We start from the raw sequence: 25,264 nt of genomic DNA, 5'->3' as shown, positions 1-25,264 counted from the left end.
TGAAATGCCCAGGTGGCGGAATTGGTAGACGCACTAGTTTCAGGTACTAGCGAGTAACATCGTGGGGGTTCGAGTCCCTTCCTGGGCACCAATCATAAAGCCGGTGAACGTCAAGTTTGGCCGGCTTTGTTGTTTCTGAAATCAGCTGCCAAGCCGCCTTGAAGGGCGGCTTTTCTCTGGTTGCTGGGCCGTGCGTCAGAGCGGCACCGCCACCAGGTCATGGCCCTCGGCGCCGACGATGCGCGCACGGGTGAACTCCCCCACCTTCAGCTGCTTGCTCAGCTTCTCGGGCGGCAGCAGCTTCACCGTGCCGTCGATCTCCGGCGCGTCCGCATAGCTGCGGCCCACGCCGCCCTTGCGGCCAAGCGCAGGCGCCGAATCGACCAGCACCTGCATGGTCGCGCCGATGCGCCGGCGCAGCCGCGCCACCGAGGCCTCTTCGGCCACCGCCATGAAGCGCGCACGGCGTTCCTCGCGCACCTCCTGCGGCAGCATGCCCGGCAGCTCGTTGGCCGCCGCGCCCTCGACGGGGCTGTAGGCGAAGCAGCCTGCGCGGTCGATCCCGGCCTCGCGCACGAAGTCCAGCAGGTGCTGGAACTCGGCCTCGGTCTCGCCGGGAAAGCCGGCGATGAAGGTGCTGCGCACCACCAGCTCGGGACACAGTTCTCGCCAGCGCTGCAGGCGCTCCAGATTGCGCTCGCCGCTGGCAGGCCGCTTCATGCGCCGCAGCACGTCGGGGTGGCTGTGCTGGAACGGGACGTCCAGGTAGGGCAGCACCTTGCCGGTGGCCATCAGCGGCACCACCTCGTCCACCGAGGGGTAGGGGTAGACGTAGTGCAGCCGCACCCAGGCGCCGAACGGCTCGGCCAGTTCCCCCAGAGCCTGCGCCAGTTCGAGCAGCCGCGTCCTGACCGGCCGGCCGTCGAAGAAACCGGTGCGGTACTTCGCATCGACGCCGTAGGCCGAGGTGTCCTGGCTGACCACCAGCAGCTCCTTGACGCCGCCCTCGAACAGGGCGCGCGCCTCCTTCAGCACGTCGCCGACCGGGCGGCTCACCAGGTCGCCGCGCATCGAAGGGATGATGCAGAAGGTGCAGCGGTGGTTGCAGCCTTCGCTGATCTTCAGGTAGGCGTAGTGCCGCGGCGTCAGCTTGATCCCGGCGGCACCGAAGGAACCCGCGAGCGGGTTGGGCACCAGATCGACGAACGGGTCGTGCGGCTTGGGCAGGTTGGCGTGCACGGCGTCCATCACCTCCTGGGTGGCGTGCGGCCCGGTGACGGCCAGCACCGAGGGATGCATCTGGCGCACCAGGTTGCCGCCGCCCTCGCCCGCGCGCGCGCCCAGGCAGCCGGTGACGATGACCTTGCCGTTGCCGGCCAGGGCCTCGCCGATGGTGTCCAGGCTCTCCTTCACGGCGTCGTCGATGAAGCCGCAGGTGTTGACGATCACCAGGTCGGCGCCCTCGAAGGTCTTGGCCGTCTGGTAGCCCTCGGCCGACAGCTGGGTGAGGATGAGTTCGGAATCGGTCAGGGCCTTGGGACAGCCCAGGCTGACGAACCCGACCTTGGGGATCCGGGTTCCGGGAGAGGCAGCTTCGCTCATCCCCCGATTGTCCCAGCTATCCGAAAGGCGCTAGCGCTTGAGGCCAAAGGCGCCGAACATCTGCTCGGTCTGTTTCTGCATCTGCTCCTGCATCTTCTCGAACATGGCCTTGGACTGCTCGACGTAGCTGCCCATCATGCCCTGCATCAGCGGGTTCTGCGTGTTCATGAACTGGGCCCACATCTCCGGCGTCATGCTCTTGGACTGCTCGGCCAGCTGGGCCTGGATGTCGGTGAAGGCCTGCACGTTCTTCTCGAGGTAGGAGCCCATGAAGCCCTGCATGGCATTGCCGTAGAAACGGATGATGTTGGCCAGCGCGGCCTCGCTGAACATCGGGGCGCCGCCGGCCTCCTCCTCCAGGATGATCTGCAGCAGGATGCTGCGCGTGAGCTCGTCGTTGGTCTTGGCGTCGCGCACCACGAAAGGCTCGCCGTCCAGCACCAGCTGCTTGACTTCGGCCAGGGTGATGTAGGTGGAGGTGTCGGTGTCGTAGAGGCGCCGGTTGGGGTATTTCTTGATCACACGCTGCGCGGGCTTGGCGGCGTGGGCTTTCTTGCTGTGCACTTGGGCGGCTCCTCGCACCGGGCGCGGCGCGCCGGCGGGTTTGTGTGGGCAGTGCGAAGATTCTAGGAAGGCCCCTGAGGCCAAGCCCGGGGTTTAACCCTAGGGTGCCTCCTGCGGTGCCTTGTGCACAGGAGGACTGGTAGGCGCGATTGGACTCGAACCAACGACCCCCACCATGTCAAGGTGGTGCTCTAACCAGCTGAGCTACGCGCCTGTCGTCGAGCCCGCGATTGTAGCAGATGGCCGGCTAGCGCCTGCGCGCCGAGCGCACGCCCGGCACCTCGGCCACCGAGCCCAGCACCTTGGCCAGGCGCTGCGAGTCCGCCACCTCCACGGTGAAGGTCATCCAGGCCGTGCCCTTGAGCGATTGCGTCTGCACGCCGATCACGTTCATCTTCTCCTTGGCGAACACCTCGGAGATGTCGCGCAGCAGCCCCTGGCGGTCCGCCGCTTCCACGGACACGTCCACCGGGTACACGGCCGTGCCTTCGCCCTTGGGCTGCCCCCATTCCACCTCGATCACGCGGCCGGCCTCGCGCGCAGCCAGCTGGCGGAAGCTGCTGCAGTCGGCGCGGTGGATGCTCACCCCCTTGCCGCGGGTGACGAAGCCCCCGATCGGGTCGGGCGGCGCGGGCTTGCAGCACCGGGCCAGCTGCGTCATCAGCGAGTCCACGCCCACCACCAGCACACCGCCCTTGGGCGAGCGCGCCGCCGGCCGCGCCTTTTTCAACAGGAATTCGTCGTGGGGCAGCGGCGCCTGCGGCGGGTTCAGCAGCGCCTCGATGGTGCGCAGCGAAAGCTCGTCCTTGCCGACCACCGCGAACAGGTCGTCGGCCGCCTTGAACCCCAGCCGCGCGGCCAGATCGTCCAGCTTCATGGCCGTGCGGCCTTCGCGCTGCAGCAGCTTCTCCACCGCCTCGCGGCCGCGGGCGATGGTCTCGTGCCGCAGCTGCTCGTTGAACCAGGCCCGCACCTTGGACTTGGCCCGCGGGCTGGCCAGGAAGCCCAGGTCGGCGTTGAGCCAGTCGCGCGAGGGGCCGCCCTCCTTGGCCGCCACGATCTCCACCGTCTGGCCGTTCCGCAGGGGCGTGTTCAGCGGCACCATCACGCCGTCCACCCGGGCGCCGCGGCAGCGGTGCCCCAGGTCGGTATGCACCGTGTAGGCGAAGTCCACCGGCGTCGCGCCCTGGACCAGCTCGACGATGGACGCCTGCGGCGTCAGCACGTAGATGCGGTCCTCGAACAGGCCCTGGCCGGCGCCGGCGAGGTCGCGCTCCCACGCCAGCAGCTGGCGTAGCACCGCGATCTTGGCGTCGTACTCGCTGCTGGCCGACACGCCGGCGTAGCCCTTGGCGCCGGCCTCCTTGTAGGCCCAGTGCGCCGCCACGCCGTGCTCGGCATGCTCGTGCATGGCCTGGGTGCGGACCTGGATCTCGATCGGCCGGCCGGCCTCGTCGCGCACCACGGTGTGAAGCGACTGGTAGCCGTTGGGCTTGGGCCGCGCGATGTAGTCGTCGAACTCGCTGGCGATGGGCTCGAAGCGCTCGTGCACCCAGGCCAGTGCGGCGTAGCAGTCGCGCACCTCGGGCACGATCACCCGCAGCGCCCGCACATCGAACACGTGCTCGAAGTCCAGCGACTTGCCGCGCATCTTCTTGACGATGCTGTAGATGTGCTTGGGCCGTCCGTGCACCTGCGCCGGGATGCCGTTGACCCGCAGCTCGGCCTCCAGGCTGGCGCGCAGCTGCGCAACGTAGGCCTCGCGTTCCACCCGCTTCTCGTCCAGCAGCCGCGCCACCTGCTTGTAGGTGGCGGGCTCCAGGAAGCGGAAGGCCAGGTCCTCCATCTCCCACTTGAGCTGCCAGATGCCCAGCCGGTTGGCCAGCGGCGCGAACACCTGCAGTGCCTCGCGCGCGACGCTGCGCGGCGCCAGCGTCTTGGCCGCGGCATGCCAGCGCAGCGTCTGCAGCCGCGAGGCCAGGCGCAGCATCACCACCCGCAGGTCGCGCGAGAAGGCCAGCAGCATCTTGCGCACCTTCTCGGCCTGCAGCTGCGGGTCCTCGGGCGCGCGGGCCGCATCCTCCGCCGCGCGCGCCTGGCGCTGCACGCCCACCAGCTTGGTGGTCTCCACCGCCAACGCGGCATAGCTGTCACCGAAAGCCTTGGCGATCACCTCCTGCGGCCGTGCGAGGTGCGGGCAGGCGTAGACCAGGTAGCTGGCGGCCTGCATGGCCTCGGAGCCGCCCATGCCCTTGAGGATGCCGGCCACCGCGTCGGCATGGGCCAGCGTGTTCTCGCCGGTGTCCAGCGTCTCTTGACCGATGAAAGGCTCGGCGAAGGCGCGGGCGCGGGCCAGCGCGTTGGCCTGCTGCGGCAGCGCCTGCTCGGCCGCCGCGACCAGTTCCGGGACCGGCGCCGCTTCAGCCGGCTCGGCCGTCAGGCTCTTCATGCGAAGCCGTCTCCCCCGACAACAGGAAGTCCGCCACCGGCCCGACCTGATCGGGCGCCACCAGGGTGGGCGCATGGCCCACGCCGCCGAACTCGACCAGCCGCGCGCGCGGACCGCGCTGCGCCATGGCCTGCGCCGCCTCGCGCGACAGCAGGTCGGAATCGGCGCCGCGCAGCAGCAGGGTCGGCGCGCGCAGGCGGTCGTACATCTGCCAGAGCGTCGCCTCGCTGCGGGCCGCCGCCTCCTCGGTCAGCTGGCGGAACGGCACCGCGATGGCCGGGTCGTAATGCAGCGTGAAGCCGCCCTCGGGCAGCGCGCGCACCATGGGCCGCGACAGCGCGAGCCATTGCTCGGGACTGTGCGGGCCGAAACTGGTGGAGATGGCCCACATGGCCTGGGCCGCCTCCTCGACCGTGGCGAAGCGTCCGGCCTGGCCGAGGTAGGTCCCGATGCGCTGCAGGGCCGGCCACCGGAGGGCCGGGCCCACGTCGTTGAGTACCAGCCGGCGCAGCGGCGCCGGCAGCGGCGCGTCCGGCAGGCCGAACAACCCCAGGGCGATCAGCCCGCCCATGCTGGTGCCCACCCAATCCAGCTGTCCCACGGGCGCCTCGCGCTGCAGCTGGCCCAGCAGGGCCAGCATGTCCTGCACGTACACCGGCACCTGGTAGCCCAGCGGGTCCGCCAGCCAGTCGCTGCGGCCGCGCCCCACCACGTCGGGACAGACGATGCGCAAGCCGCCGCCGGCACGCGCCAGCAGCGCCTGGGCCAGGGTGTCGAAGTCGCGGCCCTGGCGGGTCAGCCCGTGCACGCACACGATCGCATGGGCCGCGGCCGGCTCGCCCCACTGCCAGTAGGCCATGCGATGCGCCCCGGCGGCGGAGCAGGTTACGTAGTTCAGCGTAGGGGCGGGCATGGAGGGTGACAATGCCGCTGTTTTTCTGTCCTGCGGCGCGTTGCGCCCATCCTAATTGATCGGAGACTCTTCCATGCTCAAAGGAAAAACCGCCCTCGTCACCGGCTCCACCAGCGGCATCGGGCTGGGCCTGGCCAAGGCCCTGGCGCGCCAGGGCGCCAACGTGGTCCTCAACGGCTTCGGCGACGCCAAAGGCCCGCAGGACGAGGTCCGCGCCCTGGGCGTCCAGGCGGCCTACCACGGCGCCGACATGAGCAAGCCGGCCGAGATCGAGGCCATGATGGGGTTCGCCGCCGAGCGCTTCGGCCGGGTCGACATCCTGGTCAACAACGCCGGCATCCAGCACGTCGCCCGGGTGGAGGAGTTCCAGCCCGAGAAGTGGGACGCCGTCCTTGCCATCAACCTGTCCAGCGCTTTCCACGCCACCCGCCTGGCACTGCCGGCCATGCGCGCGGCCAACTGGGGCCGCATCATCAACGTGGCCTCGGTGCACGGCCTGGTGGCCTCGGCCGAGAAGTCGGCCTACGTGGCGGCCAAGCACGGCCTGGTGGGCCTGACCAAGGTGGTGGCGCTGGAGAACGCCACCACGGGGGTGACCTGCAACGCCATCTGCCCCGGCTGGGTGCTCACGCCCCTGGTGCAAAAGCAGGTGGACGCGAAGGCCGCCGCCAATGGCTGGAGCAACGAAGAGGCCACGCGGCACCTGCTCGGCGAGAAGGAGCCGTCGATGCAGTTCACCACGCCCGAGGAACTGGGCGAGCTGGCCGTTTTCTTCTGCTCGCCGGCGGCCAACAACGTGCGCGGCGTGGCCTGGAACATGGACGGCGGCTGGGCGGCGCAGTAACCGCCGCCGCTCAGGCCAGCCGCAGCACGGTATCCGCGGCCAGCGTGAAGGCGCCCTTGGCCGCGTCGTAGTCGCAGCGCTCGACCCGGCATTCCCGCACCTCCCCCACCGGCCTGGGCCGCCAGTGGATCAGGTTGACCGAGTTGCAGGTGCCGTGCCGCACCCGCGACGACACCGCGGTGCCGGCCTGCACGCACCACAGCGGCCCCGGCGTCGGCCAGCGTCCGGCGCGCAGGTTCATCACGTAGGGCAGGTGGATGTGGCCTCCCAGCACCAGGTCGGCGCCGGCCCGCGACCAGGCATGCAGCGCCGGCGTGGCGCCGCGCAGCAGGTCGTGCGCGTCCTGGGGGCGCGGCACGGCCACCGGCTGGTGGGTGACGACGATGCGCAGCTGCCAGGGCCGCGCGGCCGACAGCCGGCGGGCCACCCGATCCACCTGCGCCGCCGAGACCTCGCCGTTCTTGTGCCGGTGCGCGCGCGTGGTGTTGACGCCCACCACCAGGAAGTCATCGGTTTCCAGCGTGGGCTCCAGCCAGGGCCCGAAGGCGCGCAGGTAGCCCGCGTACGGGCGCCACAGCCGCGCCGCCAGGTTGAACAGCGGGATGTCATGGTTGCCCGGCAGCGCCAGCACCGGCGAGACACCCAGCGCATCGCAGAAGCGCCGCGCCGCGTCGAACTCCGCCGGCCGCGCGCGCTGCGTCACGTCGCCGCTGAACACCAGCAGGTCGGGCCGGCGCTCGCGCGCCAGCGCGACCAGGGCTTGCACCACCGCCGGCTTTTCGGTGCCGAAGTGGGTGTCCGAGATATGCAGCACCAGGCTCACGGGGTCACCTCTGCCCGGTGCCCTGCGGTGCCGTCCGCCTTGGCAGCGACTTGCAGACTCATTCGACGGGGACGCGGTCTTCCGGTCGCGGCATCATCAGCATCAGCGGCCGGCTGGCGACCTCGAAGCGCAGCGGCGGCGTCATGATGCCCACCTCGCCGTCGGCGGCGACCTTCACCCGCCGCATGCCCCGCACCCGCACGTCCAGTGTGCGAAAGGCGTAGCTGCGCACCTGCTCGGCCTCGCCCAAGCGGCCCAGCGCGCCGCGCAGCAGCAGGCCCAGCATGGCCCAGGTGCCGATGGGCCGCAGCACGATCGCGGCCAGGCAGCCCTCGCCCACGCGGTCGGCCACCGCCGGTTCGATGCCAAGCCGGTCGAACTGCAGCTTGTTGTTGCCCACGAACAGCGTGGGCGTGGTCAGCACCGTGCGCTGACCCTCCAGGTCGATCTCCAGCACCAGCTGCCGGCGCCACTCGAACAGCGTGACCAGTCCGGACAGCAGCGCCACCCAGCGGTGCCGGCCCAGCTGCGACTTGTAGGCTTCGCGGTCCTGCAGCAGCTGCGGGTACAGGCCCAGGCTGGCGTTGACCAGGAACAGCCGGCCGTTGACGTGCGCCACCTGCACCGGCTGCGGCTGCGCCCGCGCCAGCGCCCGGGCCGCGGCCTCGGCTTCCTGCGGGACGCCATGGGTGCGGCCGAAGTAGTTGAAGGTGCCCTGCGGCACCACGCCGAAGCAGCAGCCCTGCTGCCAGGCCGCCTGGGCCACGGTCGCCAGCGTGCCGTCGCCGCCCACGGCCACCAGCACGCCGCCCTCGCGCGCCGCCCGCTCGGCGGCCGCCCGGCTGACCGCCTCCAGCGCCTTGGGGGAGTCCAGCGGCACGAATTCCCAGCGGCAGCCGGCTTCCTGCATCACCCGCGCCAGGGCCTCGCGCTTTTGCTGCGCGTCGTTGGCCCCCGAGGCCGGGTTGATCAGGATGTAGAAGGTCCCCACCGCGGTGGATGGTAGCGGCGCATCCGGCGCGTCCGGAAGGTCGGCAGGCAGGGTGGAGAGCATGCATCCAGCGTAGCAACGGCGTTCCTGCGGCCCTGTCGGACGGCGGCTAGCGCAGCTGTACGGAACCCGACACGGTCACCACCACGGCGCTCTTGCCCGCCTCCACCGGCACGGCCATGTCGGCTCCGGCGGCCTTGGCTTCCATGGCCATCATGCGCGGCCGCGGCACGAAACCAGGGTCGTTGGCGTTCACGGCCACCTCGCGCAGCGTGTAGCCCGAGAAGCCGAAGCTCTTGGCCAGCTCGTCCGCCTTGGCCTTGAAGCGCTCGATGGCCAGCTGCTGGGCCTCGCCTTCCACCTTCAGGCGCTGCTCGCGGCTCAGGCCGAAACTCACGCCGGACAGCGTCAGGCTGCCGATGCGCCCGGCGGCCTGGGTGATGCGCGCGAAGTCGCGGCCCTCCAGCACCAGCTCTGCCGTGCCATTCCAGCCGCTCATGCGGCCGTCGCGCCCATGGCGCGGATAGATCGCGAAATTGCCCGTGCGCACGTCCATCTGCCCCGGCTGGGCCGCCTTGCGGGCCTCGGCCAGCGCCGCATCCAGCGCGGCCTTGAGCTGGGCCTGCACGGCCGCCGGATCGGCGCCCTCGCGGGTGGTGCTCAGGCTGAGGGTCAGCAGATCCTGCGGCGTCTCGACCGTTCCGCTGGCGCTCAGCTGCAGCACGTTCTGCGGTGGCGCCAGCACCACCGGCTGGGCAGTGGCGGTCCCTGCGCAGGCCCAGAGGGCGCACGCAGCCATGATTCGGATAACGGATGAGGCCATGGTGCGGATTGTGGCGCAGTCGGGTGGATGCCCCTGCCTGCCGCATGGCCAAGGTCAGCCGGCGCCTGGAAGTTGACAGCGTTCAGGTCAGCCGGGTGAGGCTGGGGCAACTTTTGTAACAACGCGTCAAATTAACCGGAAAAACCGGCACGCAGTGCAACAAGCCCTGCAAAATCGTCGCTGTTACAAATTCCGTTGTGGAGCACCATGAACCAGACTGCAGCCCGCACCGACAAGATCCTGGTGGTCGACGACGACGCCCGGATTCGCGACCTGCTGCGCCGCTACCTCACCCAGGAGGGCTTCGAGGTCATCCTTGCCGAGGACGGCAAGGCGCTCAACCGCCTAATGCTGCGCGAGACGGCCGACCTGATCGTGCTCGACCTAATGATGCCCGGCGAGGATGGGCTGTCGATCTGCCGGCGCCTGCGCGCGGCCAACGACCGCACCCCCATCATCATGCTCACCGCCAAGGGCGAGGACGTGGACCGGATCGTCGGCCTGGAAGTCGGTGCCGACGACTACCTGGGCAAGCCTTTCAACCCGCGCGAGCTGCTGGCCCGCGTGCATGCCGTGCTGCGCCGCCGTCCGGCGCAAGAGGCGCCCGGAGCGCCGTCCAGCGAGAACGAGGTGGTCAGCTTCGGCCCCTTCGCCTTCGACCTGGGCGCCCGCACCCTGCGCAAGAACGGCGAGGAGCTGCCGTTGACCACCGGCGAGTTCGCCATGCTCAAGGCGCTGGTGCGCCATCCGCGCCAGCCGCTGTCGCGCGAGAAGCTGGCCCAGCTGGCGCGCGGCCGCGAGTTCGAGCCGTTCGACCGTAGCCTGGACGTGCAGGTCTCGCGCCTGCGCAAGCTGGTGGAGGCCGACCCGGCAGCCCCGCGCTATATCCAGACCGTGTGGGGGGTGGGCTACGTCTTCGTGCCGGACGGTGCGGGTTGACCCGGAGCACGGGTGAGGCCCGCGGCCGATAATCTCGGCCGGGTCGGACCGACGGCATCGGAGACAGCTTGATACGCGGCGTTAGCAACACCATGGACGTGACCGGGCCGGTGCCCCTGGAAACAGCACCGGCACCATTGGAGATGCGCCCGCGCGTCGGGCTGTCACTGTTCTGGCGCACGTTCTTCCTGCTGTCGCTGCTGCTGATCGGCTCCATCGTGGCCTGGCTGCAGACCTTCCGCGCCCTGGAGTTCGAGCCCCGCGCCATCCAGACGGCCCAGCAGATCGCGTCCCTGGTCAACCTGAGCCGGGCGGCCCTGATGTACTCGGATGCCATCGCCCGGGTCTCCCTCATCAAGACGCTGGCCGAACAGGAAGGCGTGCGCATCGTGCCGCGCGAGCCCAACGACCGCTATGCGCCCTTCAGCTCCGGCGACATGGACCAGGAGATGGCCGGGGAGTTGCTGTCGCGCCTGGGGCCGGGCACGGTGCTAGCTTCCAGTGTCAATCGTGAAAAGGGGTTGTGGGTGGGCTTCAAGATCGACGCCGACGCATACTGGCTGCTGATGGACCGGGAGCGCTTCACCCGGGTGGGCGGCAGGACCTGGCTGATCTGGCTGATCACGGCCGCCGGCCTATCCCTGGCCGGCGCCGCCCTGATCGCGCGGCTGATCAACCGCCCGCTCAAGCAGCTGTCCTTCGCGGCCAGCCGGGTGCGCGACGGCGACTTCGACGCCAGCCGGCTGGACGAGAAGGCGGTGACCAGCGAGATCCGCGAGGTCAACATCGGCTTCAACCGCATGGCCCAGCAGCTGGCCAAGATCGAGCAGGACCGCGCGGTGATGCTGGCCGGCATCTCGCACGACCTGCGCACGCCCCTGGCGCGCCTGCGGCTGGAGACCGAGATGAGCGTCGCCGACGCGGACGCGCGCCAGCACATGGCGGCCGACATCGACCAGCTCGACGCCATCATCGACAAGTTCCTGGACTACGCCCGCCCGGACCATGCCGAGCTCAAGCCGGTGAACCTGAACGACGTGATCCAGGCCTGCGTGTACGCGGTGCAGGACCAGGGCGACATGCGCATCAACGTCGACGTGCCCAAGAACCTGCACGTGCTGGCCGACGAGGTGGAGCTGGCCCGCGTGGTCTCCAACCTGCTGGAGAACGCCCGGCGCTACGGCAAGACGCCGGAGACCGGGATCGCCATCGTCGACATCGCCGCCAAGGCGCGCAACGAATGGGTGCTGCTCAAGGTGCGCGACCACGGCATGGGCGTGGCGCCGGAGGCGCTGCCCAACCTGATCAAGCCATTTTTCCGCGGCGACGCGGCCCGCACCGCCGCCACCGGCGCCGGCCTGGGCCTGGCCATCGTGGACAAGACGGTGCAGCGCATGGGCGGCATCTTCGCCCTGGCCAACACCACCTCCGGCGGGCTGGCGGCGCACATCAAGCTGCAAAAGCCGCGTTCGCTGGTCGCCGGCGAAGGCCACCCGCCCGCCGCGCGCGCCGCCATCGCGCATTGACCCCTAGCGGGCCTGCAGCAGCACCACGGCGCGGGCCTCCATGCTGCGCCCCTCGCCCACCGGCCCCAGCTTCTCGGCCGTCTTGGCCTTGACGTTGACCTGGCCGGGCATCAGCCCCAGCACGTCGGCGATGCGGCTGCGCATGGTTTCGATGTAGGGCGCGAGCCTGGGGGCCTGGGCGATCACTGTGCTGTCGATGTTCACCAGCTCCCAGCCCTGGGCACGCGCGCCGCGCATCGCCTCGGCCAGCAGCACTGCGGAGTCGGCGCCGCGGAAGCGTTCGTCGGTATCGGGAAAATGGCGGCCGATGTCGCCCAGGCCGGCCGCGCCCAGCACCGCGTCGGTGATGGCGTGCAGCAGCACGTCGGCATCCGAGTGCCCCAGCAGGCCCTTGTCGTGGGGGATGAGGATGCCGCCGATGATGAGCGGCCGGCCGGCCACCAGCTGGTGCACGTCCCAGCCCTCGCCTATGCGTAGCCTCATGCCTGTCTGCTCCTGAGCAAAGCCTCGGCCAGCGCGAAGTCGTCGGGCCAGGTCAGCTTGAAATTCTGCGGCGAACCCGCCACCAGCAGGGGCTGCAGCCCCATGGCCTCGATCGCGCTGGCCTCGTCGGTCACGCCGTCGCCGGCGCGCTCCAGCGCCCGCGCCAGCACGCCGAGGCGGAACATCTGCGGCGTCTGCGCCAGCCAGCGGCCCTCGCGCGGCAGCGTGGCCTGCGAGCGGCCCTGCGGCCCGTGCTTGAGCGTATCCGCCAGGGGCTGGGCCAGCAGGCCGCCGACCTCGTCGCCCAGGCAGGCGTCGATCAGCCGGTCGACCAGCGCCGGGGTCACCAGGCAGCGGGCGGCGTCGTGCACCAGCACCCAGTCGTCCAGCGCCGCGCCGCGCCCGCGCAGTTCGCGCAGGCCGTTGCAGACCGTGGCGGCGCGCGTCTCGCCGCCGCAGTGCGCGATGGAAAAGGGCGCCCCCAGGGTGTCCAGGGCGGAATCGCCCGGGGCGACTGCCACCAGCACCGAAGCCAGCCGGGGCACGGCGGCAAAGGCGCCCAGGGTGTGCATGACCAAGGGCCGGCCCGCCAGGGGCTGGTACTGCTTGGGCACCGCGGTCCGCGCGCGGCTGCCCTGGCCGGCGCAGGGGATCAGCGCATGCAGGCGCGGCCGTGGGGCCAACGGTGGGGCATCAGTCATAAGCTCGGGCGCCATTCTAGAATCCGGGCAGCGACACCCCACGCCCGGCCGGCGCGGGGTGTTTTGTATTGCGCCCCCGACCCCATGGACCTACCCAAGCTTTCCGCCGGCAAGCGTTTCGCCCTGCCCCGCCCCGTCGGCTCGGCCGACGCGTTGCTGCTGGCCCGCCTGGCCGAGCGCGACAAGGCGGCCGGCCAGCGGACCGCCATCGTCACCAGCGACGCCACCGACGCGCAGCGCCTGCTGGACGAGTTCGCCTTCTTCTCGCCCGATCTGCGCTGCTGCCTGTTCCCGGACTGGGAGACCCTGCCCTACGACAGCTTCTCGCCGCACCAGGACCTGATCAGCGAGCGGCTGGCCACGCTGTGGCGCATCTCCCAGGGCGAGGCCGACGTGGTGATCGTTCCCGCCACCACCGCGCTGTACCGGCTGGCGCCGCCCTCCTTCCTGGCCGGCTACACCTTCCACTTCAAGGTCAAGCAGCAGCTGCAGGAGGCCAAGCTGCGCTCGCAGCTCACGCTGGCCGGCTACAGCCACGTCACCCAGGTCGTGAGCCCGGGGGAGTACGCGGTGCGCGGCGGCCTGATCGACCTGTTCCCCATGGGCTCGCCGGTGCCCTACCGGGTGGACCTGTTCGACGACGAGATCGATTCCATCCGCACCTTCGACCCGGACAGCCAGCGCAGCCTCTATCCCGTGCCCGAGGTGCGCCTGCTGCCGGGCCGCGAGTTCCCCATGGACGACGAGGCCCGGGCCAAGTTCAGGAGCCGCTGGCGCGAGCTGCTGGAGGGCGACCCGACCAAGAGCCGCATCTACAAGGACATCGGGGCAGGCGTAGCCACCGCCGGCATCGAGTACTACCTGCCGCTGTTCTTCGAGGAGACGGCCACGGTGTTCGACTACCTGGGCGCCCAGGCGACGCTGGTGCTGCACGGCGAGCTGGAGCCGGCGTTCCAGCGCTTCTGGCAGGACACGCGGGACCGCTACCGGCTGATGCAGGGCGATCCGGAGCGGCCGGTGCTGCCGCCCGAAGCGCTGTTCCTGACCACCGAGCAGTTCTTCACCCAGGCCAACGCGCACGCGCAACTGGCCGTCCGCCCGACGGTCGCCGACGTGGCGGACAACCCCTGGTTCCAGAAGCTGGAGGACCTGTCGGTGGTGCGCGGCGCCGAGGAGCCGCTGGCGCGCCTGAAGGCCCATCTGCGCGACACGCCCCAGCGCGTGCTGGTGCTGGCCGAGAGCGACGGCCGGCGCGAGAGCCTGCTGGACTTCCTGCGCGCCAGCCATCTCGCGCCCCCGGCCTTCGACTCGCTGGAGGAGTTCCAGGCCAGCCCCGAGAAGCTGGGCATCGCCACCGCCCCGCTGGCCCAGGGCTTCGCCTGGCTCGAGCAAGGCATCGACTTCGTCACCGAGACCGAGCTGTTTGCCGCCGGCCCGACCACGCGCCGGCGCAAGAAGCAGGAGCAGGTCAGCGACGTCGAGGCCCTGATCAAGGACCTGTCCGAGCTGAACATCGGCGACCCGGTGGTCCACGCCCAGCACGGCATCGGCCGCTACCGGGGCCTGGTCAACATGGACCTGGGCCAGGGCATGGACGCGCAGGGCCGTCCCCTGGTACAGGAGATGCTGCACCTGGAGTACGCCGACAAGGCCACGCTGTACGTGCCGGTCAGCCAGCTGCACCAGATCAGCCGCTACACCGGCGTGTCGGCCGACGAGGCGCCGCTGCACAAGCTGGGCTCCGGACAGTGGGAGAAAGCCCGGCGCAAGGCCGCCGAGCAGGTGCGCGACACGGCCGCCGAGCTGCTCAACATCTATGCCCGCCGCGCCGCGCGCCAGGGCCATGCCTTCCGCTTCTCGGCGCAGGACTATGAGCAGTTCGCCAACGACTTCGGCTTCGAGGAGACGGCCGACCAGAACGCGGCCATCCACGCCGTCATCCAGGACATGATCTCGCCCCAGCCCATGGACCGGCTGGTGTGCGGCGACGTGGGCTTCGGCAAGACCGAGGTGGCACTGCGCGCGGCCTTCATCGCCGTGACCGGCGGCAAGCAGGTGGCCTTCCTGGCGCCGACCACGCTGCTGGCCGAGCAGCACTACCAGACGCTGGTGGACCGCTTTTCCAAGTGGCCGGTGAAGGTGGCGGAGGTGTCGCGCTTCCGTTCCGGCAAGGAGGTGTCGGCCACGCTCAAGGGCCTGGCCGACGGCAGCATCGACATCGTGGTCGGCACGCACAAGCTGCTGTCGGAGTCGACCAAGTTCAAGCACCTGGGCCTGCTCATCATCGACGAGGAGCACCGCTTCGGCGTGCGCCACAAGGAGGCGATGAAGGCGCTGCGCGCCGAGGTGGACGTGCTCACGCTCACCGCCACGCCCATCCCGCGCACGCTAGGCATGGCGCTGGAAGGCCTGCGCGACCTGTCGGTGATCGCCACCGCGCCGCAGCGGCGCCTGGCGATCAAGACCTTCGTGCGCAACGAGGGCAACGGCGTGGTGCGCGAAGCGGTGCTGCGCGAGCTCAAGCGCGGCGGCCAGGTCTATTTCCTGCACAACGAGGTGGAAACCATAGCGAACCGGCGCGAGCGGCTGGAGGCGCTGCTGCCCGAGGCGCGCATCGCCGTGGCCCACGGCCAGATGCCCGAGCGCGAGCTGGAGAAGGTGATGCGCGACTTCGTGGGCCAGCGCTTCAACGTGCTGCTGTGCTCGACCATCATCGAGACCGGCATCGACGTGCCCACGGCCAACACCATCATCATCAGCCGCGCCGACAAGTTCGGCCTGGCCCAGCTGCACCAGCTGCGCGGCCGTGTCGGCCGCAGCCACCACCAGGCCTACGCCTACCTGATGGTGCCGGACACCGAGAGCCTGACCAAGCAGGCCTCGCAGCGGCTGGAAGCGATCCAGCAGATGGAGGAGCTGGGCTCGGGCTTCTACCTGGCCATGCACGACCTGGAGATCCGCGGCGCCGGCGAAGTGCTGGGTGAGAACCAGAGCGGCAACATGCTGGAGGTGGGCTTCCAAATGTACAACGAGATGCTGGCCGAGGCCGTGCGCAGCCTCAAGGCCGGCAAGGAACCCGACCTGCTGGCACCGCTGTCGGCCGCCACCGACATCAACCTGCACGCGCCCGCCCTGCTGCCCCATGACTACTGCGGCGACGTGCACCTGCGACTGTCGTTCTACAAGAAGCTGGCGACGGCCAAGACCACCGACCAGATCGACGGCCTGCTGGAGGAGATCGTCGACCGCTTCGGCAAGCTGCCGCCGCAGGCTACGACCCTGATCGACGTGCACCGGCTGCGGGTGCTGGCGCGGCCCTACGGCGTGGTCAAGGTGGATGCCGCGCCCGGCGTCATCACCATCACCTTCAAGCCCAACCCGCCCGTCGACCCGATGCGCATCATCGAGCTGGTGCAGAAGAACCGCCACATCAAGCTGGCGGGCAACGAGAAGCTGCGCATCGAGCGCGAGCTCAAGGAGCCCAAGGACCGGGCCCAGATGGTGCGCGACGTGCTGCGTTCGCTGGGGCAGCCGAAGGTGGCGGAGCCGGCCTGACATTCCTGGGCCCGAAGTCCTGCGCAGGGTGCGGCAGGCGGTGCCCGGGCGGGGCGATTTCTGGGGCGGCGGGACGGCTCTTCGGCCTGGGGCTGCGCGCCGCAAGTGCGGCGCGCTTCGTGATCTGACTCGCGGCATCTGCTTGAGCGCAGCGGCCTTAGGGCGCGTAGCGAGTTATGCCGCGGCCCCAGGCCGAAGAGAACGGCCGCGAAGTCCGTGCGGCAAGCACGGACCGCCACAGTATGAGCCCCGACCGGGCACCGCCTGCCGCGCCGCGCGGAAGCACCGCACAGCACCACGGCTCAGGACCAAAAGTACGCATGGGACAATCCCGCCCATGCCCCAAGAACACGCTCCCGGCCTCGTCATCCAGGGCTTCACGCCCCCGCTGAAGCTGCAGGACTTCAAGCTCGCCGCCTTCGACATGGACTCCACGCTGATCAACATCGAGTGCGTGGACGAGATCGCCGCCGCCGCGGGCCGTAAGGAGGAAGTGGCCGCCATCACCGAGGCCGCGATGCGCGGCGAGATCGCCGACTACAAGGACAGCCTGCGCCGGCGCGTCGCCCTGCTCAAGGGCGTGGGCGTGCAGCACATGCAGGAGGTGTATGACCGCCGCCTGCAGCTCAACCCCGGTGCCGAGGAACTGGTCCGCGCCTGCAAGCAGGCCGGCCTGAAGCTGCTGCTGGTATCCGGCGGCTTCACCTTCTTCACTGACCGCATCCGCGACCGGCTGGGCATCGACTACACCCGCTCGAACGTGCTGGAAGTCGAGGCCGGCCGGCTCACCGGCCGCATGGTGGACCAGCCCTGGGGCGACATCTGCGACGGCGCCGAGAAACGCCGCATGCTGGTCGAGACCTGCCAGCGCCTGGGCATCTCGACCAGGCAAGCCATCGCCGTGGGCGACGGCGCCAACGACCTGCCGATGATGGGCGAGGCCGGCCTGTCGGTGGCCTACCACGCCAAGCCCAAAGTACGCGAGCAGGCGATGGTGGCCATCAACGAGGGCGGGCTGGACCGGCTGCTCGAAGTCGTCAGGCCCTAATTTGACCGGTCGGTCAAATTTAGGGCACACTGGCACCCGTGGGCCGGCAAAAAACCTTTTCCGACGATGAAGTGCTGGAAGGCGTCGCTGACGTCTTCGCGGCCAATGGCTTCAAGGGCACTTCGGTGCAGATGCTCGCCGACGCCTGCGGCTTGGGAAAACAAAGCCTCTACAACAGCTTCGGCGACAAACAGAACCTCTACCTGAAGGCGCTGGATTGTTCAGCCGCGCGCTACGCCAGCGTCGTGAACGAGATGGACCGCGCTCCCGATGGGCGCAGCGCCATCCGGCTTTTCTTCGAGCGGGTGCTGGGCAGTTGCGTGAGCCAGGACCCGGCCGAGCAGGCCTGCATCGTCTCGGCAGGGCTTCTCGAAGGCGTGGCCGACCCGCGCATCTCCGAGGCCTTGCGCGGCAAGTGGGCCTACAGCCATGACGTGCTGCGGACCGCCGTGCGCCGCGGCCAGGCCGATGGCTCGATCGCGAGCGCCGACGACCCCGGCGAACTGGCCGACGTGCTGATGGCGCTGATGGGCGGCTTGCGCATCAACGCACGCGCCGTGGAAGACCCCAAGCGCCTGCAGAAAACCCTTGCGCGCGTGTTGTCCGTCCTGGACACCGCGCCCGCTCCTTCCAGGAAGAAACAGCCGCGGTAGCAGGGCCGCCCGGCAGGCAGGCGCTTCGGCGCCTTTTTACGGCCCCATTTTGACCGAACGTTCAATTAAAGGATCCACCATGAACACGCCTCTCCAGAACAAAGTCGCCCTCGTCACCGGCGCCTCGCGCGGCATCGGCGCAGCCATCGCCAGGCGCCTGGCACGGGACGGTGCGGAGGTCATCGTCCACTATGGCAGTGGCGAGGCAGAAGCCCGGGACGTGGTGGCCGCCATCACCGGCCACGGCGGCCGTGCCAGCGCGGTTCAGGCCGACCTGGCCGCTGCACACGGGCCCGCGCGGCTGGCCGAGGCGGTGAGCGCCCGGCGCATCGACATCCTCGTCAACAACGCCGGCGTGGCGCCATTCGCGGCGATCGACGACATGGACGAGGCCGGCTACGACCGCCTGTCCAACGTCAACATGCGCAGCCTGTTCTTCGTCACGCAGAAGTTCCTGCCGCGCATTCCCGAAGGCGGCCGCATCGTCAACATCTCCTCGGTGGTGGCCCGCACCGCCTTCGCCGGCATCCCGCCTACGCCGCCACCAAAGGCTTCGTGAACACGCTCACCGTCCAGCTCGCGGCAGCCCTGGGTCCGCGCGGCATCACCGTCAATGCCGTGGCGCCCGGTGCGATCGACACGCGCATGAGCGACTGGATCCACCAGCCGGGCGGCCAGGAGGCACTCAGGCAGATGCAGGCGCTCGCCGGCGTCGGCCAGCCTGAACACATCGCCGGGGTGGTCGCTTTCCTGGCCGGGCGCGACGCGGCGTGGACCACGGGCGAAGTGGTCGAGGCCAGCGGCGGCACCAAACTCTAGGGCGGGCGCCTGGAAACCATCAGGCGCGTTCCAGCCGCGGCCGTCCGGCCTGCACGGTGAAGCGGGCTTGCGTCTCGATGCGGGCATCCTCGCGGGTGGCGTCGTCCAGCACCCGCAGCGTCGTGGTCAGCCGCTGCGGCGTGAACTCGCACACGCTGTAGCCCCGGCGCCAGCCATCGGCGAAGACGTAGTGCGGGTTCTCCGCCAGCCGCTGGGCCACCTGCTCGGCGCCGCCCGCGCGCGAGGTGATGCTGGTGCCGCAGAACTCCACGCCCAGGCTGGCGCTGCCCTGCCGGGCGTAGTCGGCCTTGACATGGCCCACCCAGTTCTCGTGCACGTCGCCGCCCAGGAAAACCGGGTTGACCACCTGATGGCGCTGCAGCGATCCGGTCACGCGGCGCCGCGCCGCGCCATAGCCGTCCCAGCCGTCGTTCCAGAACTGCTCGCCCGCCCCGGGATGGTTGTCGCGGCGGCCGAACAGGGTCTGCTGCCCGACCACGGTCCAGCCGCTGCCCGCCTGCGCGAAGGCGGTGTCCAGCCATTGCTCCTGCGCGGCGCCCAGCAGGCTGCGCCCCGGGTCCTCCCACGCCGGGCAGGCCGAGGGATGGACCTGCCCGGAAGGCTTGAAGTCCGGACCGCAGACCTGGCGGTCGCGGTACTGGCGCGTGTCCAGCAGCAGCAGATCGGCCAGCCGGCCGAAACGCCAACGGCCATACAACCGCACATCGGCTGCACCGGCCACGCCTGCCAGGGCGCCGCCCAGCGCCGACGCGCGCAGCGGCATGTGCTCGTAGTACGCCTGGTAGGCGGCTGCGCGCCGGGCCGCGAAATCGGACGAGGCGTTCAGGCCCAGGGGCCGGCCGTCGCCGGCCTGGCCGGCCGCATAGTCGTTCTGCACCTCATGGTCATCCCAGCTCACCAGCCAGGGACAGGCGGCGTGCATGGCCTGCAGGTGCACGTCGCCGCGGTGCAGCGCATGGCGCTCGCGGTACTCCTGCAGGGTGTGCACCCAGCCCAGGGTCGGAAAGTCGCGCACGGCGGCGGTGGCGTTGGGATACTCGTAGATGTAGTCGCCCAGGAACATCACCAGGTCCAGCTGCTCCTCGCGCATGTGGCGGTAGGCGCCGTAGTAGCCGTGCTCCCAGCGCTGGCACGAGGCATACGCCAGGCGCAGGCGCGCCGGCAGCGCGTCGGCCGCCGGCAGCGTGCGCGTGCGGCCGGTGGGGCTCACCGCATGGCCGGCGGTGAAGCGGTAGAAGTACCAGCGATCCGGTTCCAGGCCGGCCACCTCGGCATGGACGCTGTGCCCCAGCTGCGCCAGCGCCAGGGTTTCGCCGCGGCGGGCGATGCGCGAGAAGCCCTGGTCGTGGGCCACCTCCCAGCGCACCGGCACCGGCGCTTCGCCGATGCTGTCCCACCAGCCCGGCCCCAGCAGCCGGGTCCACAGCACCACGGAGTCCGCGGCGGGCGAGCCGCTCGCGACCCCCAGCGAAAAAGGATCGAACCCCCAGCGGCGCTGCGCGTGGGCGCCGCGCGGCAGCCAGGTGCAGGCGGCGGCTGCGGCCGCCAGCTGGAGCAGCCGTCGACGCTCGGCAAGGACGGGTTCGACCATCGGGGCGCCGACTATAGCAATCGCCCAGCTCAACAGTAATGCATGGACGCTGCTACTAAGTCACGCGCAGCTGCCTCATCAGGGAGACCCCCACTGACAGACCGCTGCGTCTTGCCTAAGGTAGCGTCCCCATCCCAGGAGCAGAGACATGCGCAAGATCAAATCCCTGATCGCGGCCACTTGGCTGGCCGCCGGCGCCATGGCGGGCGCACAGGCCGCCCCGATCGTGGTCGGCCAGGTCGGTCCCATGTCCGGCCTGGACGCCGCGCAGGGCCGGGCCTACGCGGTCGGCATGCAGCTGGTGTTCGACCGCGCCAACAAGGCGGGCGGCGTCAACGGCCACACCTTCTCCCTGGTGCGCAAGGACGACGGCGGCCGGCCCGAGGACACGGTGAGCGCGACGCGCCAGATGCTGGCTCAGGACAAGCCGCTGGTGCTGGCCGGCTACTTCGGCAGCCGCAACGTCGCCGACCTGGTGAAGTCGGGCCTGCTGGAGAAGGACCGCATCGCGCTGGTGGGCTACCGCACGGCCGAGATCCGTCCCGAGACGCCGCTGCTCTACAGTGTTCGCGCCAGCCTGCGCGACGAGATCAACAAGCTGACCGAGCACCTGGCCACCATAGGGATCACGCGCCTGGGGCTGCTGTACGAGGAAGGCCCGGGTGCCGCTGCCCTGCTGGCGGCTTCGGACGAGGCCGTGCGCCGGGCCAAGGCCACCCTGCTGGCCAAGGCCGCCTACCCCGCCGGCACCGCCAACACCGCGGCGGCGGTGCAGACCTTCCTGAAGACGCCGCCCCAGGCCATCCTGATGGTGGCCAGCGGCGCCGCGGCGGCCGCCTTCATCGAGGACTACCGGGCCAGCGGCGGCGCCGCGCAGCTGTTCGCCCATTCGGGCGCCGACATCGAGCAGATGTCCAAGCGCCTGGCCGAGGAACAGATGCAGGGCGTGGCCATCGCCCAGGTGACCCCCAGCCCCTACAAGATCTCCAGCCGCCTGGCCAAGGAGTTCTCGGACACGGCGGCGGCGCAGAAGCTGGAGGTGCCGGTCAGCTACGCCATGATGGAGGGCTTCATCGCCGGCAAGGTGATCGTCGAGGCGGTGCGGCGCCAGGGTGCGCGTCCCACGCGCGAGGGCGTGGTCGCCACGCTGGACGCGATGGAAACCTACGACCTGGGCGGCTACGTGGTCGGCTTCAGGCCGGGCATGCGCTCCGGCTCGCGCTTCGTCGAGCTGTCCATCATCAGCGGCAGCGGCAAGATCCGCCAGTAGGCGGGCGCCGACAGCCGGGCCTGCCGGCCTCCGACCCGGACCGGCCCCGGAGGAGCCTAAGGTAGGCTATGACGAAAGAAGCGACGCACCGCCCGGCCCCGCGGCATTTCTCCATGCTGCGCGAGTTCCACCTGGCGGACTTCTTCACCCTGGGCAATGCGGCCTGCGGCGTCGGCGCCGTGCTGCTCACGCTGCTGTACATGCGCAGCGGCGAACTGGCGCACTTCATGGCCGCCGCGGCGCTGGCGCCCGCGGCCTTCGCCTTCGACGTGCTGGACGGCCGCATCGCCCGGGCGCGCCACCAGCACTCGGCGCTGGGCCGTGAACTGGACTCGCTGTCCGACGTGATCTCCTTCGGCGTCGCGCCGGCCGCCCTGGGCTTCGCGGCCGGCCTGCAGGGCGGCTGGGATGCTGCGGCCCTGATCTACTTCGTCTGCTGCGGCGTCAGCCGGCTGGCGCGCTTCAACGTCACCGCCGAACAGCTGGCGGGCACCTCGGCCAAGGTGTCGCACTTCGAGGGCACGCCCATCCCCAGCAGCGTGCTGCTGACCGCGGTGCTGGCCTGGGCCGCCTGGCAGGGCCGGCTGGACGACCGGCTGTGGGGCGGCGGCTGGAACCTGGGTCCGTGGGAGCTGCATCCGCTGGCCCTGGTGTTCGTGCTGTCGGGCAGCCTCATGATCAGCAAGACGCTGCGCATCCCCAAGCTGTAGCGCCGCGCCGCGCCGTGGCTCAGCCGCGCGGCCGGTTCTTCTGCCAGATCGCCACCACGATCAGCCCGTAGGCGAGCACGCGGATGCCGTAGAACAGCGGCTCGGTCTCGCTGGCCGGCCCGACCAGGCCCAGCGCGATGCGGTTGGCGCCCTCGATGGCGAACGACAGCGCGAAGTACAGGAAGAAGCGGTCGCCCGAGCGCCGCCAGAAGCGGAAGAAGAACAGCGCCGCGACCAGCGACAAGGCCGCGATCGCACCCATCAGCATCTGGCTCATGGCTTACTCCTCCTCCGAAACCAGGCCGTACACCAGCAGCGCGACCGCCACCAGGGCCGCCGCCAGCCGCCAGGTGCTCAGGTCCACCTCCGTCGGGAACACGATGCGGTCGATCACCAGCAGCACGTTGTTGAAGGTCAGGCAGGCAAAGCACAGCGCGCTCCAGAACAGCAGCCTGGGGCCGCCGGCAAGCCAGCCGCGCAGCAGCAGGACGAATGCGGTCAGGCAGGTGAGGGCACACAGGAGGTAGATCAGCGCAGCCATTATTTGCTGTCCTTGCGCCAGCGGAACGCATCGGCGAACTGCTGGGCGCGTTTGTCGATCCGCGAATGGATCAGGTCGGTGACGGGCACCAGGTTGGAGACATAGGTGGTGGCCAGGCGGTCCAGCATCTGCGCCAGTTCGGTCGACACCGGCTGGTAGATGTAGCCGCGCTTCTGCTCCTCGGCCATCGGCACGGCCGAAGCCACGCCGTTGCCCACCAGCGCCTGCAGCAGTTCCTGTACCTGGCGCTCGCCCAGGTACAGCCGCCGTGCGATGTCGGAGGCCTCCCAGGCTTGCTGAGGCCGGGCACGCAGCAGCAGCAGGGCCTCGAGGTAGGGCACCGAGGGCACGCTGGTCAGGATGAAGCGCCGGATATCAGGCGGGAGTTCGCTAGCAGCCACCGACGAACTCTACAGCTCGCAAGCTCGTCGGTATGTCGGTGCTCGCGCAGCTCATCGTCAGGGTTGTCCTACAGCAGCAAGGGCCTGCGCCGGATCAGCGTTTCAGCGGCTGGGTGGCGTCGAAGCTGGACCCCGCGGGCGGCTCGCGTCGCAGTGGCTGGGTGGCTTCGAAGTTGGGTGCTTGCGGCGACTCGCGCAGGACGGCATCGCGGATCGCGAACAGCGCCTGCAGATCCTCTTGCAACTCATCCTGGGGGACGGGGCCTGGTGCAACGGGGGCTGGTGCACCGGACGCGGCGGTCCAGCTGGCGGGATCGGGCATGCCTGGGTTGCGGGCCATGCCGTCGAACTGCCAGGACAGGCTGAACAGCCAATCCCGCGCGCGCGGCTCGAACTGGCGGATCGCGTCCCAGAAACTGCTCTGGAAGGCCGGGACGTAGGCCAGCAAACGGTCCTGGCCGCCGCGCACGATGAAGGTCACGTGCACGCCCGAGGCTGAGCTGCGGCTGACCACCGACAGCACGCGGCAGTCGATCCAGTCCGACGGGATGCCGTGCCGGCGCATGGTGTCGCGCAGCACCACGTGCACCAGTTCCCGCCGCGGCGTGTCACGCGGCCCTGCGGCATTGCCGGAATCGCTGTCCTGGAACTGGGTGGTGGCGCCGCCGGTCGCGGATTTGTCGCTGAAGAGTTTCCGCAGCAAGCTCATGCGAGCGATTATGCGGGGCGCCCGGCGCCGCTCCCATCGGACTGTGGTGCCAGTGCCTCAGCCGGCGCGTGCCACCTCGGTCTCGCCGAATAGCGGCTGGTTGAGCTGAACGGCGATGTTGTAGCCGTCCCCGCAACGTTCCACCCGCACCACCCGGCCCTTGCAGTCGAGCTGATGATCGATGCCATGGCGGCGGTACTGCAGCTGCACCGTCACCTGTTCCCCCAGCACCGCGTCGCTGGGCGACTCGAACAGGATGCCGCCGGCGCTGAGGTCGTGGGTCGCGCCCTCCTCGCCCTCCATGGTGATGGGCAGGGCCACCCCGAAGCGATCGGCGGCGCGTTGATCGGTCCGCGGCGTCTGTTTCATCCGTGCTCCTGTTACGCTTTATTGCACACCGACGAGCCTACCCGCCGCAGCAGCGAGCGCCTTGTAGGAAACCGGGTGGAGCGTGTGTCAGAGCGAAAGCCGAACCAGCTCAGCCGAAGCGCACCGTCAGCGGCGCCAGCGGTGCGTCGAATTCGGCGCTCCACCGTTCACCGGGCGCCACCGGCCAGGCGTCGGTCCAGGTGCCGGTGGTCACCACGTCACCCGGCTGCAGATCGGGTGCGCCGGGGCATGCCCGCAAGGCGCGCACGAAATGCTGCAGCGCCTGCAGCGGCCCGTCCAGCACGTTGCGGCCGGCGCCCTGCTCCACCCGCTGCCCGTTCTTGTGCAGCGCCACCTGCGCGGCCGCGAGCCGCCGGCCGAAGCTGGCGGCATCCGGCGCCACCTCCCGCACCGGCACCCGGCGGCCCACCAGCAGGCGGGCATGCAGGCCGCCGTCGGCCACGGTGTCGCCGGCGGCGAATTTCCAGTCCGGGAGATGCGACTGCACCACCTCGAAGCCGGGCGCCACCCAGGCCAGGCAGGCCCAGAGCTGCTGGTCCGAGGCTGCGGGCGGCGGCGTGGCCGCCAGGCCGAACACCGCCTCGGGCTCCAGGCGCGGCTGGCAGGTGCCGGCCAGGGCCAGTTCGCCTTCGCCCTCGCAGAAAGCCAGGGTGCCGTCCCACACCGTGCCCCAGATGGGCGCGAAAACGTTGTAGCGCGGCCAGATCCCGCGGTTGGTGAAGCCGACCTTGAAGCCGCGCGGCCGCTCGCCGCGCGCCATGCGCAGCCGGCGCACCGTCAGAGCGTGCTCGTAGGCGGTGTCCAGGTCCAGCCCCGAGGGCGCCGGCCACAGGCGTGCCTGGTCGTGGTGGGTCAGCAGTTGTTCCGGTGACATGGCCGCAGCATAGCCGCGGCGGTC

At 70.2% G+C, this 25,264-nt stretch carries 24 protein-coding genes, 2 tRNA genes and 1 pseudogene; 10 read left to right on the top strand and 17 right to left on the bottom strand.

The annotated features are described in order from the left end of the window. Positions 1–6: 6 nt before the first annotated feature. Positions 7–91 (top strand) — tRNA-Leu (locus tag RTA_RS08910). Positions 92–195: 104 nt separating this feature from the next. Here RTA_RS08910 and rimO read toward each other — a convergent pair. The 5 genes from rimO to RTA_RS08885 form a co-directional block, all read right to left on the bottom strand. Next, a complete protein-coding gene (rimO, locus tag RTA_RS08905; protein WP_013901059.1) occupies positions 196–1,602 on the bottom strand; it encodes a 30S ribosomal protein S12 methylthiotransferase RimO in 1,407 nt (468 codons plus the stop codon). A gap of 30 nt (positions 1,603–1,632) precedes the next feature. Further along, positions 1,633–2,166 carry a polyhydroxyalkanoate synthesis repressor PhaR gene (phaR, locus tag RTA_RS08900; protein ID WP_013901058.1) on the bottom strand — a complete coding sequence of 178 codons (534 nt, stop codon included), beginning with the start codon at positions 2,164–2,166 and terminating at the stop codon, positions 1,633–1,635. Positions 2,167–2,303: 137 nt separating this feature from the next. Then, positions 2,304–2,380: transfer RNA gene (locus tag RTA_RS08895), tRNA-Val, on the bottom strand. A gap of 33 nt (positions 2,381–2,413) precedes the next feature. Continuing rightward, positions 2,414–4,615 carry a RelA/SpoT family protein gene (locus RTA_RS08890; protein ID WP_013901057.1) on the bottom strand — a complete coding sequence of 734 codons (2,202 nt, stop codon included), beginning with the start codon at positions 4,613–4,615 and terminating at the stop codon, positions 2,414–2,416. Further along, a complete protein-coding gene (locus RTA_RS08885) occupies positions 4,587–5,528 on the bottom strand; it encodes an alpha/beta fold hydrolase (RefSeq protein WP_041675231.1) in 942 nt (313 codons plus the stop codon). The genes RTA_RS08890 and RTA_RS08885 overlap by 29 nt, the downstream gene beginning before the upstream one ends. Positions 5,529–5,601: 73 nt before the next feature. On the opposite strand from RTA_RS08885, the gene RTA_RS08880 reads away from it, so the two are divergent. Continuing rightward, complete coding sequence (locus RTA_RS08880; RefSeq protein WP_013901055.1) at positions 5,602–6,372, top strand: 3-hydroxybutyrate dehydrogenase; 771 nt, start codon at positions 5,602–5,604, stop codon at positions 6,370–6,372. Between the two features lie 10 nt (positions 6,373–6,382). Here RTA_RS08880 and RTA_RS08875 read toward each other — a convergent pair whose 3' ends face one another. Genes RTA_RS08875 through RTA_RS08865 form a run of 3 tightly spaced genes read right to left on the bottom strand, consistent with a single transcriptional unit; the run spans position 6,383 to position 9,009 of the window. Further along, positions 6,383–7,195: a metallophosphoesterase family protein gene (locus RTA_RS08875; RefSeq protein WP_013901054.1), complete on the bottom strand. Its 813-nt coding sequence runs from the start codon at positions 7,193–7,195 to the stop codon at positions 6,383–6,385. Positions 7,196–7,253: 58 nt separating this feature from the next. After that, complete coding sequence (locus RTA_RS08870; protein WP_013901053.1) at positions 7,254–8,249, bottom strand: diacylglycerol/lipid kinase family protein; 996 nt, start codon at positions 8,247–8,249, stop codon at positions 7,254–7,256. Between the two features lie 46 nt (positions 8,250–8,295). Continuing rightward, positions 8,296–9,009: an SIMPL domain-containing protein gene (locus RTA_RS08865; protein WP_041675230.1), complete on the bottom strand. Its 714-nt coding sequence runs from the start codon at positions 9,007–9,009 to the stop codon at positions 8,296–8,298. Between the two features lie 207 nt (positions 9,010–9,216). Here RTA_RS08865 and ompR point away from each other — a divergent pair, with 207 nt between their 5' ends. Together ompR and RTA_RS08855 are read left to right on the top strand one after the other, a co-directional pair. Then, positions 9,217–9,948 (top strand): osmolarity response regulator transcription factor OmpR, encoded by a 732-nt coding sequence (ompR, locus tag RTA_RS08860; RefSeq protein ID WP_013901051.1) that lies wholly within the window; start codon positions 9,217–9,219, stop codon positions 9,946–9,948. Between the two features lie 92 nt (positions 9,949–10,040). Continuing rightward, positions 10,041–11,474, top strand: coding sequence for a sensor histidine kinase family protein (locus tag RTA_RS08855; RefSeq protein ID WP_049871259.1), 1,434 nt, complete (start codon positions 10,041–10,043; stop codon positions 11,472–11,474). Positions 11,475–11,477: 3 nt separating this feature from the next. On the opposite strand, the gene ispF is transcribed toward RTA_RS08855, so the two are convergent. Both ispF and ispD read right to left on the bottom strand, forming a co-directional pair. Beyond that, the gene (gene ispF / locus RTA_RS08850; protein WP_013901049.1) at positions 11,478–11,957 is read right to left on the bottom strand and encodes a 2-C-methyl-D-erythritol 2,4-cyclodiphosphate synthase; all 480 of its coding nucleotides are present in this window, start codon (positions 11,955–11,957) and stop codon (positions 11,478–11,480) included. Then, positions 11,954–12,658, bottom strand: a complete 705-nt coding sequence (gene ispD / locus RTA_RS08845; RefSeq protein ID WP_041675229.1) for a 2-C-methyl-D-erythritol 4-phosphate cytidylyltransferase — start codon at positions 12,656–12,658, stop codon at positions 11,954–11,956. Before ispD ends, ispF begins: the two co-directional genes overlap by 4 nt. Positions 12,659–12,742: 84 nt before the next feature. Here ispD and mfd point away from each other — a divergent pair, with 84 nt between their 5' ends. The 4 genes and pseudogenes from mfd (at position 12,743) to RTA_RS21445 (ending at position 18,733) form a co-directional block, all read left to right on the top strand. Continuing rightward, the gene (mfd, locus tag RTA_RS08840; RefSeq protein ID WP_041675228.1) at positions 12,743–16,213 is read left to right on the top strand and encodes a transcription-repair coupling factor; all 3,471 of its coding nucleotides are present in this window, start codon (positions 12,743–12,745) and stop codon (positions 16,211–16,213) included. Between the two features lie 337 nt (positions 16,214–16,550). Beyond that, positions 16,551–17,261, top strand: coding sequence for a phosphoserine phosphatase SerB (gene serB, locus RTA_RS08835; RefSeq protein WP_013901046.1), 711 nt, complete (start codon positions 16,551–16,553; stop codon positions 17,259–17,261). Between the two features lie 38 nt (positions 17,262–17,299). Then, positions 17,300–17,914, top strand: coding sequence for a TetR/AcrR family transcriptional regulator (locus tag RTA_RS08830; RefSeq protein WP_013901045.1), 615 nt, complete (start codon positions 17,300–17,302; stop codon positions 17,912–17,914). A gap of 79 nt (positions 17,915–17,993) precedes the next feature. Beyond that, positions 17,994–18,733 (top strand): annotated as a pseudogene (locus tag RTA_RS21445) (SDR family NAD(P)-dependent oxidoreductase). 19 nt (positions 18,734–18,752) lie between these two features. Here the strand turns inward: RTA_RS21445 and RTA_RS08820 are convergent. Beyond that, positions 18,753–20,345: an alkaline phosphatase D family protein gene (locus RTA_RS08820; RefSeq protein WP_013901042.1), complete on the bottom strand. Its 1,593-nt coding sequence runs from the start codon at positions 20,343–20,345 to the stop codon at positions 18,753–18,755. Positions 20,346–20,493: 148 nt separating this feature from the next. On the opposite strand from RTA_RS08820, the gene RTA_RS08815 reads away from it, so the two are divergent. Together RTA_RS08815 and RTA_RS08810 are read left to right on the top strand one after the other, a co-directional pair. Continuing rightward, positions 20,494–21,615, top strand: a complete 1,122-nt coding sequence (locus tag RTA_RS08815) for an ABC transporter substrate-binding protein (protein WP_013901041.1) — start codon at positions 20,494–20,496, stop codon at positions 21,613–21,615. A gap of 68 nt (positions 21,616–21,683) precedes the next feature. Beyond that, entirely contained in the window at positions 21,684–22,325 is a 642-nt protein-coding gene (locus RTA_RS08810) for a CDP-alcohol phosphatidyltransferase family protein (protein WP_013901040.1), read from the top strand. A gap of 19 nt (positions 22,326–22,344) precedes the next feature. On the opposite strand, the gene RTA_RS08805 is transcribed toward RTA_RS08810, so the two are convergent. The 6 genes from RTA_RS08805 to RTA_RS08780 all read right to left on the bottom strand — a co-directional run bounded on the left by RTA_RS08805 (position 22,345) and on the right by RTA_RS08780 (position 25,240). Next, on the bottom strand, positions 22,345–22,602 hold the full coding sequence (locus tag RTA_RS08805; RefSeq protein ID WP_013901039.1) for a DUF5985 family protein: 258 nt from the start codon (positions 22,600–22,602) through the stop codon (positions 22,345–22,347). A 3-nt stretch (positions 22,603–22,605) separates the two neighbouring features. Beyond that, entirely contained in the window at positions 22,606–22,866 is a 261-nt protein-coding gene (locus RTA_RS08800) for a DUF5985 family protein (protein ID WP_013901038.1), read from the bottom strand. Further along, positions 22,866–23,267, bottom strand: coding sequence for a hypothetical protein (locus tag RTA_RS08795; protein WP_013901037.1), 402 nt, complete (start codon positions 23,265–23,267; stop codon positions 22,866–22,868). Before RTA_RS08795 ends, RTA_RS08800 begins: the two co-directional genes overlap by 1 nt. Positions 23,268–23,361: 94 nt before the next feature. Then, complete coding sequence (locus RTA_RS08790; RefSeq protein ID WP_013901036.1) at positions 23,362–23,976, bottom strand: hypothetical protein; 615 nt, start codon at positions 23,974–23,976, stop codon at positions 23,362–23,364. Positions 23,977–24,033: 57 nt separating this feature from the next. Continuing rightward, entirely contained in the window at positions 24,034–24,345 is a 312-nt protein-coding gene (locus tag RTA_RS08785) for a PilZ domain-containing protein (RefSeq protein ID WP_013901035.1), read from the bottom strand. A 109-nt stretch (positions 24,346–24,454) separates the two neighbouring features. Then, positions 24,455–25,240, bottom strand: coding sequence for a 2-keto-4-pentenoate hydratase (locus RTA_RS08780; RefSeq protein ID WP_013901034.1), 786 nt, complete (start codon positions 25,238–25,240; stop codon positions 24,455–24,457). Positions 25,241–25,264: the final 24 nt, after the last annotated feature.

Origin of the sequence: Ramlibacter tataouinensis TTB310, assembly GCF_000215705.1 — a bacterium.
GTDB lineage: Bacteria > Pseudomonadota > Gammaproteobacteria > Burkholderiales > Burkholderiaceae_C > Ramlibacter > Ramlibacter tataouinensis.
The sequence above is the reverse complement of the archived record's forward strand: the minus strand, read 5'-3'. Positions and strand labels throughout refer to the sequence as shown.